Genomic DNA, 15,762 nt, shown 5'->3' on the forward strand with positions numbered 1-15,762 from the left:
AGTTAGGAAGATGTCCCACGAATGTGGGTCATCTCGCTGGACATCCCACGTCATATGTGGTTATCTGACGATCACGCTGTGACCCGAACGCAACGTTTGATATGGGGCTCTGGCCCAACCATGCCGCACGAAGTCGTGCGCCCTTAGAGGAGAAACTATGACAGTTTTGAAGAAACACGTTCGGGGACGCAGAGGGGTGATGGCCGCCGCCGCGACATTCGTCGCCGTCGCGCTCGCCCTCCCCGTCTCAGCGGCACAGGCCGCACCGGCTGACCCGCCCGGCACGTTTTCGACCGCAAACATCTCGGGCGCGCCGGTCGCTCCGTTCGCCTCCTACCGCATCCCCGCGCTCGTCTCGCTCGGTAACGGAGTGGCTCTCGCCGCGTACGACGGCCGACCGGGAGGCGCAGCCGATTCTCCGAACCCGAACTCGATAGTGCTGCGCCGAAGCACCGACGGCGGCGTCACCTGGGGCGCACAGACCGTGGTGCGAGCCGGAGTCACCGGTTCACCCAAGAGCGGATACAGCGACCCGAGCTTCGTGTATGACGAAGAAGCAGGCAAGGTCTTCCTGTTCTCCGTCTACTCGAAGGATCAGGGCTTTGGTGGCAGCATCTTCGGCAACGACGACGCCAACCGGCAGGTCATCAGCGCACAGGTCTCCGAGTCGAGCGACGGCGGTCTGACCTGGAGTGCGCCACGGCTCATTACGAACGTCGCCAAGCCGGGAGCGAGCGCGTCGAGCGTTGCACCGGGTGATGTGCGTTCGATGTTCGCAACCTCGGGCCTCGGCATCCAGCTCAAGTATGGTCCGCACGCTGGCCGCCTCATTCAGCAGTTCGCCGGCGATGTGCGCCAGGCGGACGGAACGAACGCCATCCAGGCATACAGCGTGTACTCGGATGACCACGGGGTGACCTGGAAGCGCGGCGCGTTCACGGGAACGCAGATGGACGAGAACAAGGTCGTCGAACTCTCGGACGGTCGCGTCATGCTGAACACCCGTGCGGGCGGTGGGTACCGCAAGGTTGCCATCTCCACCGACGGCGGCATCACCTATGGGCCCGTCACGCAGGACCGCGAACTGCCTGACCCCACCAACAACGCGGCCATCACGCGTGTCTTCCCTGACGCCCCGGCCAACTCGCGTGAGGCGAAGATCCTCCTCTTCACCAACACCGCTTCGCAGTCGGCGCGGTCGAACCTCACCGCACGCGTATCGTGCGACGACGGTCAGACCTGGCCGTTCTCCCGCCAGATCAACGCCGGAACGTCGGGCTACTCGACGGTCACGCGGCTCACGCCTGACACCTTCGGGGTGCTTTACGAATCACCCGGGTTCACATCGATGAACCTCGCCAGGTTCGACGATGAATGGCTCGGTTACGCCTGCGACGATGTGAACGTGCTCGACTCGATCACCATTTCCGGAGCCCGCACGGACACATCACGGAACCTCACCACGACGCCGTACACCGCCGGACAGGCCGTGCCCTACGCGTTCACCGTGCGTAATCACGGGGGAGGAACGAGCGCTGTCACTCCGACGAGCGGCAACTTCTCGCCGTTGGTCGCTCCGGGCGCCGGTAACTGCCGCTACCTCGCCCTGCCAGCGGCCGGCTCCTACGACTGCGGGACTCCCCGTCACACGGTGACCGCCGCGGAGGCCTCCGCCGGATACTTCGTACCGAACACTCTCTGGTCATCGACCGGTGATTCGACTGGAAGCTCCCAGGTGCTTGGAACGCCTGTTCCGCTGCGCGGAGGCATCCAGGCCGGTGTCGGTTCCGTCGGCGGCGCCACCATCGTCGGCTACCGGTCGGACGGCGCGCGCGACCTTGCCGCGTCGCCGTACGCCGCAGGACAGCAGGTGTCGTACACCTTCCAGGTCACGAACACGACGTCGACGACACTCGCCGTGACTCCGACGGCTGGCAATCTCACACCGTTCGTTCCGACCGGCGCAGGGAACTGCCGCTACACGGCTCTTGCACCGGGACAGTCGTACACCTGCTCAACCCCGATTCACACGGTGACGGCAGCGGAAGCTGCGCAGAACTACTTCGTGCCGGACACGTCGTGGACGGTCACGTCCGGGGCGACCAGCACAAGCGCACGACTGTTGGGAGCTCCCGTGAACCTCGGCTGAGGACGCGGGCTGTAAACAACAAGGCGCCTGCCGCGGTATTCGCGGCAGGCGCCTTCGTGTTCAGCGGAGCAAACCCCGAGGTCAGAGGGTTTCGTTCGACTCAAGAGTCGACTGTGCAGGCGCCACCTCTGTTGACCCGCTCGCGTCGAGCGGCGGTGCCTTCCGAGCGCGAGGCTTCTTTGCGTCGGGCTGCGTCGCCTTGGGCGTCCGCGGTGTTCTCGGCGCTGGAGGGCGTACGGACTTTGTTCGCTTCTCGACGCTCTCGTCAGGCGCAGCCGCGACCGCTCCGGCCGCCGACTTCGCCGACGATTTGCGTGGCGCACGCGCCTTCGCCGCCGCGACAGCGGTCTCGGGAGTGACTACAGCGAGAGCATCTGTGGATGTGGGGCCGTCCGCCGGAGCCGGCGCGTCAGCATCCGTCACCTGCTTGAACACACGTTTCGGTTTCGGTGTGACCTGCGGCGTCGCCTTACGAGCGCGGGCAGTCTTTTTGGCTGGTTTCACGTCAAGCTGTAGGTTCGCGACGAGCTCGAGCCCGTGCTTGGTGGTGATGATGACGCGCGAGAATTCTTCGTCAGCGATGTCGATCACCACGGAGGGTTTGGTGCCCCGGAGTACGAGGAAGTCCTTGCCGCCGTGGAACTTCCACTGACCGACCGCCAGCGTGAGCGGGATCGCCGTGCCTGGCGCACGAATGCCGCGCACCCAGATCCACGGGTCGTCGGTCAGCGTGGCTGAGCGAATGGCCGAGCGCGGAATGATGATGTTCTCTTTGCGCAGCGAAAAGGTCTTCTCGGCCGTCGACAGTGCGATCTCAAGTCGGTCGGGGTGCAGGTGAAGACGAGCCATGTTTCCAGTCTGCCGGTCGGGTCGGCGAAATCGGGTGGTGAAACCTCACAAAGAGGTAACAGCGGGGTTGTGATTGGGCCGCAGGCCGCGAAACCGGTTAGACGGGCTTCGCGGCTGCTGCGGCCTTCGCTGCTGCGGGCAGCACATCGATGATGCGGTCGAGAACCTCGTCATCGTGCATAGCTGAGACGAACCACGCCTCGAAAACACTGGGTGGCAGCGAGACGCCGCCATCAAGCATGGCGTGAAAGAACGGTGCGTAACGCCAGACGTCCTGCGCTTGCACGTCGACGTAGTTACGTGGTTGCTTGTCGGCAAACACAAAGCTGAACAGGTTGCCAGCGCGCTGAACGACGTGCGCGACGCCCTCGCGAGCGAAAGCGTCGGAGACAGCATTCGACAGAGTGACGGATGCCGCGTCCAGGCGTGAGTACACCTCGGCGGTTGCCCGTTCAAGGGTCGCGATCCCGGCGGCAACGGCGACCGGGTTACCCGACAGCGTTCCGGCCTGGTACACCGGACCGGCCGGGGCGAGGTGATCCATGATCTCAGCGCGTCCGCCGAGCGCAGCGAGCGGCATGCCGCCGCCGATGACCTTGCCGAAGGTGAACAGGTCGGGCTGGTATGCGGGGCCTTCGGAAACGGAGAGACCCCAGTACCCGGACGCGCTCACCCGGAATCCGGTGAGCACTTCGTCGAGGATGACGAGCGCACCGTGCTCATGGGCCAGTTCGACCAGTGCGGCGTTGAAGCCAGGAAGCGGTGGGAGCACTCCCATGTTCGCCGCGGCGGATTCCGTGATGACGGCGGCGATCTGGTCACCACGCTCATCGAACACCACGCGGAGGGCGTCGAGGTCGTTGTATGGAACGACGAGGGTCTGAGCCGCGATCGGCGCCGGAACGCCGGCCGAGCCGGGAAGGGCCAGCGTCGCGAGGCCGGACCCGGCCTCGGCGAGGAGTCCATCGGAGTGACCGTGGTAGTGCCCGGCAAACTTCACGAGCAGGTCGCGGCCGGTGTACCCGCGGGCCAGCCGGATCGCGGTCATGGTGGCTTCGGTACCGGTTGAGACGAGACGGAGCTTCTCGATCGGCGACATGCCGCTGGCAGCGACGCGCGCCTTGACGAGTTCTGCGAGTTCGGTTTCAGCTGGCGTCGATGCACCGAAGGACAGACCGAGCGCCGCCGCATCCTGCACGGCGCGGACGACATCGGGCTGGGCGTGGCCGAGGATGGCGGGGCCCCACGAACCGACCAGGTCGACATACTCGGTACCGTCGGCGTCTGTGACGTATGCGCCAGACGCTTTCACGAGGAAACGTGGGGTTCCGCCGACGGAGCCGAAGGCGCGAACCGGCGAGTTGACTCCGCCTGGGATGGATTCCTTGGCGCGGGCGAAGAGAGTGTCGTTGCTCACTTGAGCCACCCGGCTGCCTCGGTTGCCCAGTAGGTCAGCACCGCGTCGGCACCCGCGCGGCGGATGCTGACGAGTGACTCCTCGATGGCGCGGCGCCGGTCGATCCACCCGTTGGCTGCTGCGGCCTCGATCATCGCGTATTCACCGGAGACCTGGTAGGCCCAGACCGGGATGTCACTCATTGCCGCAACGTCGGCGAGAACGTCGAGATAGCTCATCGCCGGCTTCACCATGACAATGTCTGCGCCCTCTGACATGTCGAGGGTCGACTCCCGCATGCCCTCGCGCCGGTTGCCCGGGTCGAGCTGGTAGGTGCGACGGTCACCCTGGAGCTGGGAGTCCACGGCCTCGCGGAAGGGACCGTAGAACGCCGAGGCGTACTTTGCCGAGTAGGCGAGGATGGCCGTGTCGATAAAGCCTTCCTCGTCGAGAGCGGCTCGCACTGCGTCCACCTGACCGTCCATCATGCCGGAGAGCCCGAGGATCGCGGAACCAGCGTGCGCCTGCGACAGCGCCATATCGACGTAGCGCTCGAGTGTTGCGTCGTTGTCGACAGCACCACGCGAGTCGAGCACACCGCAGTGGCCGTGGTCGGTGAACTCATCGAGGCAGAGGTCGGTCTGTATGACAAGTGCGTCGCCCACCTCGGCGACGAGCGCCTCCGTTGCGATGTTGAGAATGCCTTCAGGAGCGGATGCCTGTGAGCCGGTCGCGTCCCGGGTGAGGGGAACTCCGAAGAGCATGACGCCCCCGACGCCTGCTTCGGCCGCGTTCGTCGCGGCTCGCTTGAGCGAGTCGATTGAGTGGTGCATCACGCCGGGCATCGAGCCGATCGGCGTTGGCTCCGTTGCGCCCTCTCGGACGAAGAGCGGAAGCACGAGTTCCGACGGGTGCACTCGGGTCTCTGAAACGAGACGGCGCATTGCCGGGGATGAGCGGAGTCTGCGGGGCCGGATCACGGGAACATTCACGCTTCCAGCCTACGCGTCGCCGGCTGTGACCCAGCCGGATGCACGCTCGCAGCGAACGCGCGAGCGGCCTAGAACTCGCTGGGCTGCGGCTGGGCCGCTTCGACAGTTGCAACGATGGAGTCGAGCAGCGCTGAAACGGTCTGGTGCCTCGAAACGACGTCGACCTGCAGGCCGAAAGCGACAGCATCCTTCGCCGTCCGTGGACCGATAGCAGCGACGAGTGTTGCCTCAGGCAAGTCACCGAACTGCTCGACGACCTGCTCGGCAACGGAACCACTGGTGACCAGGATCGCGTTGATACGCCCGGACTGGACGTCCGCAATGATGTTCTCGGCAACCGGCTCACCGATGGTGCGGTAGGCGACAACCGACTGGACGTAGTGGCCGGCAGCGGCGAGGCCCTCGCTCAGCAGCGGCTTCGCAATTTCGGACCGAAGCGTGAGGAACCGCTTGGGTGTCGGCTCGAGCTGGGTGAGCTCGGAAACCATGCCGCGCGCGGAGTTCTCTTTGGCCGGGACGAGGTCGACCCGGTAGCCAACGGCCTGAAGCGCAGCAGCGGTGGTCTCACCGACGGCGGCAACGCGGGTGCGGTCCGGAATCTTGACATCCTGGGAAAACATGACGTCAACGGTCGTCGCGCTCGTGACGGTGAGCCAGTCGAACTCACCGTTCTCGAGTGCGGCGAGGGCGACGGTGAGGCTCTCCGGGTCGTCGGTCGGGGCGAAGTTGATCATCGGCGCGACGACCGGTGTTGCCCCGCGTGCGCGCAGATCGGCGGCGACGCTGTCACCCCATGGACCTCCCCGTGGGACGAGGATGCGCCAGCCCTTGAGGGGCTTGCTTGCTGCTACAGAGTTCATCGGGTCCTCAGTTGTGCTTCAGCGGTGCGAGCGCGGCTGCTCCCCGCGCCAGCAGTTCGTCGGCGAGCGCTCGGCCAACCTCTTCGGCTGTCTCTATGATGCTGGCTGAACTCAAACTTACGAAATCCTCAGTTTCGGGGGCACCCGCCGGGGTGACGACGTCGCCGGATCCGGTGAGAGCGAGAGAGTCCGATCCGTCAGGAGCGTAAACGGCGCCAAGCAACGTGACGTTCCCCTGCCCGACGATGGCGTGCGCTCCGATCGGCGCGGCACAACCCGCTTCCAGCCGGTAGAGGATGCTGCGCTCTGCCGCCGCAGCAGCGTGGCTGGCGTCGTCCTGGATGGCAGCGAGGGCCCGGGCAAGGGCGTCGGAATGGTCCTCGTCCCGCACTTCGATAGCGAGCGCACCCTGCGCTGGAGCCGTCGGCCAGGACTCAAGATCGAAGTACTCGGTGATCCGCTCGGTTCGGCCCAGCCGGCCGAGACCAGCGGCCGCGAGCACAACAGCGTCGAGTTCACCGGAGCTAACGAAGTTCAGCCGAGTGTCGACGTTGCCTCGGATGTCAACGATCACCAGGTCTGGACGTCGCGCGGCAAGCTGTGCGGCTCGCCTCGGCGACCCGGTTCCGACCCGTGCGCCGTCCGGCAAAGTCTCGAGCGTGAGCCCGTCGCGAGCGCACAGAGCGTCGCGAGCGTCAGCACGAATCGGAACCGCACCGATACGGAGACCCGTGTACGGCGCCGTCGGCAGATCCTTCATCGAGTGAACGACGAGGTCGCACTTCCCCGCAAGCAGGAACTCGCGCAGCGCCGAAGCGAAGACCCCGGTGCCACCGAGGCTCGACAGCGATTCGCGTGACACGTCACCGTGAGTGGTGACTGGCACGAGTTCGGTCGGCACGCCGGTTCGCTCGGTGATCTCCCGGGCGATGTCGCCCGCCTGGGCCAGGGCAAGGGCGCTGCCACGCGTTCCCACAAGCAGAGTCACGGCTGAAGGCCCGCCAATGCTGGCTTGAAGCCGAGACGAACGTTCTCGCAGCAACCGGGGCGGCACACGTCGTACCAGGGACCGAGGTCGGTCATCGCCGGGCGGTCAGCGACCGCGACGCCGTCGCGACGCTCGAGGACCAGGTCGATCAGCCCGGTGACGTACGCCTGGTGCGTACCCGGCGTAGGCACGCGCACCGAGTACAGCCCGTTTTCTTCGGCGGACTCGGTGGCTTCGTTGTCGAGGTCCCACAGAACTTCCATGTGGTCGCTGACGAAGCCGAGAGGGACGATGACGACAGCACGGATGCCACGGGCCGGCAGTTCCGCAATCGCATCGTTGATGTCCGGCTCAAGCCACGGCATGCTCGGGGGGCCGGAGCGGGACTGGTAAACCAGCTGCCAGGCGAGCTCCGCTTCGAGCGAGAGTTCACGCTTCACGGATTCGATAACGACTTCGGCGACGGCCATGTGCTGCGCTGCGTAAGCGCCACCCTCACCGAAACCGCGTTCAGCCGGACCTGACTTGGCGGCATCCGTCGACGGAATGGAGTGGGTCGAGAACAGGATCTCCACCTCGGTTGCCAGGTCGATACCGGGATTGTCCCGCTGAATCTGCGCGAGGCCATCACGAACGCCGTCGATGAACGGTGTGACAAAACCGGGGTGGTCAAAGAACTGGCGCACCTTGTCGATCGAGATGTGCCCGAACAGGCTGGTCTCGTCGAGGGCAATGGCAAAGTCCTCGCGGTACTGCCGGCAGCTCGAGTACGACGAGTATGCGCTCGTCGCGATGGCGATGAGCTTGGTGTACCCACGCTCGTTGGCCTCAACCAGCGCGTCACGCAGGTACGGGTCCCAGTTGCGGTTGCCCCACAGCACCGGAAGATCGATGCCCCGTGACTTCAGTTCCGCTTCAAGCGCCGCCTTCAGCTGACGGTTCTGGTCGTTGATCGGGCTCACGCCGCCGAAGTGACGATAGTGGTGAGCGACCTCCTCGAGGCGTTCCTCGGGGATTCCGCGGCCGCGGGTGACGTTGCGCAGGAACGGGATGACGTCATCCTGGCCCTCTGGTCCGCCGAAGCCGGCGAGGAGGATCGCGTCATACGCGACGGGCTCGGTGATGTGCGGCTCACCGGACGCCGCAGCTTCCGTTGCGCCGAGAACGATATCGGTCACTGAATTACCTCGGGAATTTCTGCCGTCGTGATGCGACGACCTGTGTAGAAGGGAACTTCCTCACGCACGTGGCGACGGGCGTCCGTCGCTCGCAATTCGCGCATGAGGTCGACGAGCTCGACGAGGTCGTCTGATTCGATCGGGAGGATCCACTCGTAGTCACCGAGGGCGAAGGCAGACACCGTGTTGGCGATGGCACCGCGGAAGGCGGCTCCCTTGCGGCCGTGGTCGGCCAGCATCTTGCTGCGCTCGGCGTCCGGGAGGAGGTACCACTCGAAGCTGCGCACGAACGGGTATACCGTCAGCCAGTCCTTCGGTTCGATGCCGCGCAGGAATCCGGGAACGTGGCGTTTGTTGAACTCGGCCTCGCGGTGCACACCCATCGCGTTCCAGGTCGGAACGAGTCCGCGAAGAATGCTCGTGCGGCGCACCTCCCGCAACGCACGCTGGAGGGCGTCCGCTGTGTCGCCGTGCAGCCAGATCATGATGTCAGCGTCGGCTTTGAGACCGGACACGTCATAAAAACCGCGCACGGTTACGCCGTTTTGCTCGACCCGCTTGACGGCGGAGTCGAGTTCGAAAACAGCATGGTCGCTGATCGCGAGAGGAGCCTGAGGTCGGCGCAGAACCGCCCAGAGGGCAAATCCTGTCGGGTTCTCTTCGGGTTCGGAAATTTCGGGGGGCAGGGGTGCCTCGGCGGAGGCCGGGTGAGTCATACCTAACATCATCACCCCTTAATCTCTCCCCACCAAATAGGGACAGCTTCACCTGAAGGTTCCCTCAACGCGGGCCTGCTTCGCACCCGATTTTGGGCGCGATCAGCGTCTCGAAATCGCTGTGACCCGTTTAACGGTGAGCGATCCCGCGAACGATCGCCCACGCGGCGAGGCCCGCGACGGATGCCACGGCGGCGATTCCTGCGTAAATCGCCGCCGGATTTTCCCGCTGGAGCGTCGCTACCTGCTTCTTGCCCTGCACGACCAGGCGATTGAACTTTCGAGGGACGTTGAGCTTGTCCTCGATTGCATTGAGTGTTGCGACGAGCTCAGCTCGTGCCGCTGCAGGTGTTCCGGGGTTAGTAGCGGTCATATTCACCCTCTCCCTTCACTGCGCGGATGTCCTTCTTCACGCTCTCGATCGGATTGGGGTCGTCGCTCAGCTTCTTGAAGAACTTGAGCCCGATCAGTGCAAGCACAACGGCTATGAGCAGGAACGCCACGAAAACGATCAGCGCACTGAGCCAGGCCGGAAGGACAAGGGCGAGCGCGAGAATCGCGACGGCGACGAGGGTGCCGATCGCAAAGAACAGGAAGATCAGCGCGAGCACCATGAAGATGGCACCCTTACCGGCGTAGCTTCCGAGGTGCTTGGCCTTGGTTTTGACCTGCTCGATCTCCGCCTGAATCAGGTTGGTGATCAGGTTGGGCAGGTCCGCGAGCAGCTCAAAGATCGATTCGCGGCTCTTATCGCCGAAATTTCTGTCCGTCATAGTCGAACGCTCCAGGTGCTACTTCGAGGGGGTTCCGGTTGACGAGCTTGGTGCATCGTCGTGCGGGAGGACTCTGTCTGCAACGTCGTCTACGGCGTCCTTGGTCTTCGCAATGGTGCGGTCCAGCTTCTGGCCTGGAGTACCTTCGCCGCCAACAGCCGTTGAGACCTTCTTCACACCGGCGAAGACGGCTCCTGGGACCTCGCTCAGACGTGCCTTGGCAAACCCCTGAACGACCTCAACCTTGTCCTGCACCACGTCGGTGTTCCAGACCTTCAACCAGTTTCGCTTGATCTGGTTGTACCGCTCGCGGCCCGCGCGGGATCCGAGCACGTATCCGGTGGCCATACCTGCCACAAAAATCAGCTTGCCCCTCATGGGTGGCTCCGTTCAATAGGCGGTTAGTGGGTCCAGCGTAGCCCCTATGGCGTGTTTGCGTCCGGGCTGGTGTCGTTCATGCTCGTTCTGGTATGCGGGTCGCTGGCGGCCCGCTCGGCTCGGTAAGCAGCGACAACGAGCTGCCGAATCCGAGCTGACGCTGCGAGAGCGTCAGGCACGACTGAGGCGAGCCCGGTTCCGGAGAGCCAGCCGCCGGTTACGTCGATCTCACCGATACCGATCGCCGCGTCGCGCAGACGCTGCGCCCGCTCGCGCTGGCCGATCGCGGCCCCTGGAAGCGTCCCAACCCACCGGGTGCGGGCGAAACCGACAACCTGACGTTCATCGAGAGCAAGACCGAGGATCTCAGCGGCGTCCGAGACGGCCAGAGCCCGAAGCGCGTCGTCATCGAGTTCGAGGCTGGGGTTCGGCTGGCCGAGGCGACCGAAGGAGAGCCGAACGACGTGGCGGTGCGGGTGCCCGCTGGCCGCTTCGTCTGCGAGCCATTGCCACTTGGCTGTTGAGTGGGTGAGCGCTTTCGCGGTGACCTGGCGCCCGCTGGCACGCTGACCGGCCACCGCTTCGGCGACGAGAACGCCCGTACCTCGGGGCTTGTTGTCGAGCTCTGGCGCGTCGAGAACGAGCGTCGCCAACTCGACCGTGGGCGTTTGCATTGGCTCTTCGCCGGCGAACTCCTCCGACAGCGGCTCGAGCAGCCGAAAAGCTGTGGACTCGGGCGTCGCAACGAGAACATAATCGGCGTCGACAGCCCGGTCGTCGTCGAGAATCGCACGCCACTGAGCGGCCCGTTCGGTCTGCGCTGGCTCCTCAGCTGCGTCCGGCGCATCCTCGTCAGGGGAAGGTCTGTGCAGCTCGCTCACCCCGACGCCGAGAATGATTTCGACCTCGCGCAGGCGAAGCTCCTTGAGAATTGCCTCGACGAGCGTGTACATGCCTCCGCGAAGACCCTCAACGTTCGAACCCGCCGGAGCGGCGGCGCGAAGTGATGCCACAGCGCCAGACAGCGACCCCGTCTTGGTGAGGGCGTTGTTGAGGCCGGGCGCCGCACGCGTCACGTCGAGGTCTGTCGGGTCAGCGGAGTAGACACCGCGCGTCACCGGCGCGACCAGCGCGTCGAGCACGGCTTTGCCCATGCGTTTCTCGACAAGGTCACCAAGGTTGCGCTCCGGCCCGATGGTCAGCACCGGCCTGAGCCGATCGAGGTAGGCGCGAATCGCCCCGCGCCAACCGATAACCCGACGCACGTCCTCGGCTAGCGGGTTCGACGGGATCCCGAGCAGTCCCGCTTTCGGAAGCGGGGCGCTGACGCCAGTCGGCAGGCGCACCCAGGCGCCGCCTGCCGCGGGTTGCACCACAGAATCCGACAGGCCCAGCTCGTCTACGAGCCTGCGCACGGTGCCCTGGCGGGTGGCGTAGCTCTCCGCGCCGGTGTCAACGCGGATGCCCGCGACGGTTTCGGTGGCGACTGAACCACCGGCGCGGTCGGCCTTTTCAACGAGTGTGACGCGGATTCCGGCGCGAACGCAGTCAAGCGCGGCAACCAGCCCGGCGACGCCGCCGCCGATTACCAGGACGTGTCGCGGGCCGGTCACTGCGCGTGAACGAATTCGACGAGTCGAGTGAGTACGGTCGGGTCTGTCTCCGGCGGAACTCCGTGCCCAAGGTTGAGCACATGCGACGGCGCACTCTTGCCGCGATCGAGCACATCGCGCACGTGCGCCTCGAGCACAGGCCACGGCGCGGCGAGGAGTGCCGGGTCAACATTGCCCTGCACCGGAACGAGCCCACCGAGTCGGCGAGAGGCCTCATCGAGCTGCACCCGGTAGTCGACGCCGACGACATCCGCCCCAATGTCGTGCATCGCCTTCAGCAGTTCACCTGTGCCGACACCAAAGTGCACGATCGGCACGTTGCGCGTCTCGCGGGTGTCCTCCGCCTCGCCCGCAACCGTGTAACTCAGGTCACGGACGTGTTCTAGAGCACGAGCGGATGCTGGCGCCACGTATCGCACATAGTCATCAAGTGAGAGGGCCCCGGCCCACGAATCGAAGAGTTGCGCTGCCGACGCTCCGGCGAGAACCTGGGTGCGGAGGAACCGTCCGGTGACCTCGGCGACCCACTCCATCAGGCGCGACCATGCCTCGGGGTCTGAGTGCATCAGGGTTCGAGCGTGGATGTGGTCCTTGCTGGGTCCGCCCTCGACCAGGTAGGCCGCGAGGGTGAACGGCGCGCCCGCGAAGCCGATGAGTGGAGTTGAACCGAGTTCGGCCACCGTGAGCGCGACGGCGTCGCGCACCGGCGCGAGGGTCTCATCGAGCACGGACGGATCGAGAGAAACGAGCTCGTCCGCATCGGCGGCCGTTCGAACCGCCTTGCCGAGTACAGGTCCCTTCCCAGGCACGATGTCCACATCGACACCGACCTGCTTGAGCGGAACCACGATGTCGCTGAAGAAGATGCCGGCGTCGACGCCGTGGCGACGGACGGGCTGCAGCGTGATCTCGCTGGCCAGTTCCGGGTTGAGGCAGGCGTCGAGCATCGCCGTGCCGACGCGGAGGTCCCGGTACTCCGGAAGCGACCGGCCCGCCTGTCGCATAAACCACACGGGGGTGACGTCGGGTCGCTCACCCCGGTAGGCGGTAATCAACCGGGATGAGGGGGTGAGTCCTGCTTCAAGTGGGTGGTTCGAGTTCAGCTGCACGTCACAATCCTCTCAAATTGCGTGCGGACACACACGTTCGGTGTATATACACGCACGTTCGTGCGCTGCACGATGCCACTAGCCTCGAAGCGGTGGCGAGACGGGTCGCCTCACAACCGTGGAGGAGTTCGAGGGTGGAAACGATGGAGGAGGCGGGCACGAGCCTGCGCACAGACGCGCTCACGTCCCGGCTGAGGCGTCGAGATGTTCGGGCGTTCTACCGCGCTTTCGCCCAGCAGTATCCATCCGTCCGTGACCCAGCGGGAACCGCCCGACGAATCATTGTGTCGGTCGGGTGGGTGGTCGCGCCGGTCGGGTTGCTTGCCATGTCCGTTGGCATCAGCTCGGAGATCGAGGAAGCAGCCCCCGACATGGTCAAGGAGCTCGTGGCCATGGCGGCGATCTGCGGGCTTTTCGTTTATGCCGGCGTTCTGCTCTGTTGGACCAGCTTTCGGATGTGGAAGCAGCGCGGCAATCCCGAGAGGCACTATCGCCTCGCGACGTTCGCTCACGAAAACGGGATGAGCTATGTGCCAGGACCGATCCCTGGCGCTCACCTGACCCCCTGGCAAGAACGCGGTGAGCTCGCACTGACCCGGGTCATGCGCCCGATCTCCGACCCACCGATCGAGTTCGCGAACTACCTTCTCGACTCGGGCACCTCGAAGAGCCGGAATTCGAACTTCGGGGGTATCTGCTCGATCAAGCTCCCGCTTTCTCTGCCCCACATCGTGCTCCGGGCGAAAGACGGCAGGCCGGACCTCGCCTCCGCAGCACCGGCTGGGAGCCAGGCACTCTCCCTCGAAGGCAACTTCGACAACTATTTCACCCTATATTGCCCTCGAGGTTATGAGCAGGACGCGCTGTACCTGTTCACCCCGGATGTGATGGCCACCCTCATCGACCGGGTGAATGGTTTCGACGTTGAGATCATCGATGACTGGCTCTTTCTCGAGTCCAGCCGTGACGTTGTCACCACCAATCCGGAAACCTGGCACAACGTTGTCACGGCGACAACAGCGCTCACGCAGAAGGTTGAGCGGTGGGTCCGCTGGCGGGATACTCGCGTGCCTGCGACTTCGGCCGAATTTTCCCGAGCGGCCGCGACCCTCTCGGCGTCAATGCCGCGCGTCGCTCAGAGCGGCCGGCGCCTGAGAATGGGCCTCGGCGGTGGCGCGATTCTGGCCGCTGTGCTCGGTGCCGCATATGTCATCGCGGTTCTCGTGGCGAACTCTCTGGGGTAGCGGCTCGAACCCAGCGGCCTGCGGCACCGTGCACAACGCCCACGGACGGAACACTCAGAATCGCCCGGTATCCTTAATCAGTGCTCATGTGTCTGACGGCGAGTCACAAAAACGCCTCCTTCGATCTGCTCGAGCGACTCTCAACGGGCGCCGAGACCGTCGGCCAACGCATAACCGATCACTCCGAATGCGTCGCCGGGGCCATCGTCATCGCCACCTGCAACAGGTTCGAGGCGTACATCGATCTCGATGAGCCGGTGACCGCAGGTGCCCAGGTGGCTCTTCAGGCAGCGACGGATGCCGTCAGTGCGGCGACCGGAATTCCCACCGATGCCCTGCACCAGACCTGGATCACGCACACAGATGAAGAGGCGGCTCGCCACCTCTTCGCGGTCTCTGCCGGCCTGGAATCCGTCGTCGTCGGCGAGGGCGAGATCGCCGGCCAGGTGCGCCGCTCACTGCAGCTTGCCCGCGAATCGGGAACGACGACGAGCGACCTCGAACGCCTCTTCCAGCGCGCGTCACAGACGTCGCGCGGCGTCAAGAACAACACTCCGCTCGGCCGCGCCGGCCGCTCCATCGTGCGCCTCGGCCTCGACCTCGCCGAGGGCCGCATCACCGACTGGTCCAAGGTTCGAGTGCTGCTAATCGGCACCGGCGCGTACGCCGGAGCGAGCCTCGCCGCCCTCCGTGACCGCGGCGTCACCGACGTCGCCGTTTATTCGCCGTCCGGTCGGGCGTCGAAGTTCGCGGCCGGTCATGACATCCGCCCGGTCGAAGCTGACGTTTTCCCGCGGGAGGCGGCAGAGGCGACGGTCATCGTGACCTGCACGACAGCATCCGGTTTCGTGCTTGACGCTGAGACGATCGCCGCTGGCCGTCGCGACCTCGAAGCAATGCTTCCCGCCTTCCCGATCGACAGCACCCCCGGTTGCCCCGTCGACCACTCGGCTGGCCAGCTCGTGATCGACCTCGGCCTGCCGAGGAACGTTGACCCCGACGTCGCCACACTGAGCGGCGTCGACCTGCTCGACCTCGAAACCATTCGCATTCACGCTCCGCTCGAAGAGCTTCAGGCCACAGACCACGCCAGACAGATCGTCAACAAGGCCGCACGCAAGTTCGCATCGGTGACCGATGAACAGAGCCTTGCTCCCGCGGTTGTCGCGCTGCGCTCACGTGCAAATGAGGTGCTCGAGCAGGAGATCGCGCGGGTTGCGCCTCGTGACGCCGACGGAAACATCGAACGTGCTCTCCGCCACATGATGGGTCGCCTGCTGCACACCCCGACGGTGCGCGCCCGCGAATACGCCCGTGCCGGTGACCACGACCGTTACATCGACGCCCTCGAGACGCTGTTCGCCATCACGGTGAACGAAGAACCGGCCGAGCCCGCTCCCGTCACCCTGTCGGCGTCGCACGGCGACGTCACCCAGATTCGGGACGCTGAAGCCTCCTAAGCGGCAACACCCAGACAAAAAACGCCCGCCTCACGAATCCGTGAGGCGGGCGTTTTG

Annotated in this window: 15 protein-coding genes; 3 read left to right on the top strand and 12 right to left on the bottom strand. The window is 65.1% G+C overall.

All coding sequences use genetic code 11. From position 1 onward, the window contains the following. Positions 1–157: 157 nt before the first annotated feature. Positions 158–2,149: a sialidase family protein gene (locus tag D9V28_RS06780; protein ID WP_121658995.1), complete on the top strand. Its 1,992-nt coding sequence runs from the start codon at positions 158–160 to the stop codon at positions 2,147–2,149. 81 nt (positions 2,150–2,230) lie between these two features. Here the strand turns inward: D9V28_RS06780 and D9V28_RS16065 are convergent, their stop codons facing one another. From D9V28_RS16065 to hemE, 12 genes are all read right to left on the bottom strand, one after another. Continuing rightward, a complete protein-coding gene (locus D9V28_RS16065; RefSeq protein ID WP_183086456.1) occupies positions 2,231–2,998 on the bottom strand; it encodes a hypothetical protein in 768 nt (255 codons plus the stop codon). Between the two features lie 97 nt (positions 2,999–3,095). Next, positions 3,096–4,415, bottom strand: coding sequence for a glutamate-1-semialdehyde 2,1-aminomutase (hemL, locus tag D9V28_RS06790; RefSeq protein WP_121658996.1), 1,320 nt, complete (start codon positions 4,413–4,415; stop codon positions 3,096–3,098). Further along, positions 4,412–5,338, bottom strand: coding sequence for a porphobilinogen synthase (hemB, locus tag D9V28_RS06795; protein ID WP_229728000.1), 927 nt, complete (start codon positions 5,336–5,338; stop codon positions 4,412–4,414). The genes hemL and hemB overlap by 4 nt, the downstream gene beginning before the upstream one ends. Before the next feature lie 116 nt (positions 5,339–5,454). Then, positions 5,455–6,246 carry a uroporphyrinogen-III synthase gene (locus D9V28_RS06800; protein ID WP_121658998.1) on the bottom strand — a complete coding sequence of 264 codons (792 nt, stop codon included), beginning with the start codon at positions 6,244–6,246 and terminating at the stop codon, positions 5,455–5,457. A gap of 7 nt (positions 6,247–6,253) precedes the next feature. Beyond that, positions 6,254–7,234, bottom strand: coding sequence for a hydroxymethylbilane synthase (gene hemC, locus D9V28_RS06805; RefSeq protein WP_229727958.1), 981 nt, complete (start codon positions 7,232–7,234; stop codon positions 6,254–6,256). Beyond that, positions 7,231–8,412, bottom strand: a complete 1,182-nt coding sequence (locus D9V28_RS06810; RefSeq protein ID WP_121658999.1) for a ferrochelatase — start codon at positions 8,410–8,412, stop codon at positions 7,231–7,233. The genes hemC and D9V28_RS06810 overlap by 4 nt, the downstream gene beginning before the upstream one ends. Next, the gene (hemQ, locus tag D9V28_RS06815; protein ID WP_121659000.1) at positions 8,409–9,128 is read right to left on the bottom strand and encodes a hydrogen peroxide-dependent heme synthase; all 720 of its coding nucleotides are present in this window, start codon (positions 9,126–9,128) and stop codon (positions 8,409–8,411) included. Before hemQ ends, D9V28_RS06810 begins: the two co-directional genes overlap by 4 nt. Before the next feature lie 130 nt (positions 9,129–9,258). Next, positions 9,259–9,501 carry a hypothetical protein gene (locus tag D9V28_RS06820; protein WP_121659001.1) on the bottom strand — a complete coding sequence of 81 codons (243 nt, stop codon included), beginning with the start codon at positions 9,499–9,501 and terminating at the stop codon, positions 9,259–9,261. Beyond that, entirely contained in the window at positions 9,488–9,901 is a 414-nt protein-coding gene (locus D9V28_RS06825; protein ID WP_121659002.1) for a phage holin family protein, read from the bottom strand. The genes D9V28_RS06820 and D9V28_RS06825 overlap by 14 nt, the downstream gene beginning before the upstream one ends. 18 nt (positions 9,902–9,919) lie before the next feature. Continuing rightward, positions 9,920–10,279 carry a hypothetical protein gene (locus D9V28_RS06830; protein ID WP_121659003.1) on the bottom strand — a complete coding sequence of 120 codons (360 nt, stop codon included), beginning with the start codon at positions 10,277–10,279 and terminating at the stop codon, positions 9,920–9,922. A gap of 44 nt (positions 10,280–10,323) precedes the next feature. After that, entirely contained in the window at positions 10,324–11,892 is a 1,569-nt protein-coding gene (gene hemG, locus D9V28_RS06835; RefSeq protein ID WP_229727941.1) for a protoporphyrinogen oxidase, read from the bottom strand. Beyond that, positions 11,889–13,001: a uroporphyrinogen decarboxylase gene (gene hemE / locus D9V28_RS06840; RefSeq protein ID WP_121659004.1), complete on the bottom strand. Its 1,113-nt coding sequence runs from the start codon at positions 12,999–13,001 to the stop codon at positions 11,889–11,891. Before hemE ends, hemG begins: the two co-directional genes overlap by 4 nt. A 134-nt stretch (positions 13,002–13,135) precedes the next feature. On the opposite strand from hemE, the gene D9V28_RS06845 reads away from it, so the two are divergent. Together D9V28_RS06845 and D9V28_RS06850 are read left to right on the top strand one after the other, a co-directional pair. After that, positions 13,136–14,245 (top strand): hypothetical protein, encoded by a 1,110-nt coding sequence (locus D9V28_RS06845; protein WP_147440928.1) that lies wholly within the window; start codon positions 13,136–13,138, stop codon positions 14,243–14,245. A gap of 80 nt (positions 14,246–14,325) precedes the next feature. Continuing rightward, positions 14,326–15,705: a glutamyl-tRNA reductase gene (locus D9V28_RS06850; RefSeq protein WP_121659006.1), complete on the top strand. Its 1,380-nt coding sequence runs from the start codon at positions 14,326–14,328 to the stop codon at positions 15,703–15,705. Positions 15,706–15,762 lie beyond the last annotated feature (57 nt).

The sequence above is a fragment of the Mycetocola zhadangensis genome, assembly GCF_003668565.1.
In the GTDB taxonomy this organism is placed as follows: domain Bacteria; phylum Actinomycetota; class Actinomycetes; order Actinomycetales; family Microbacteriaceae; genus Mycetocola_A; species Mycetocola_A zhadangensis.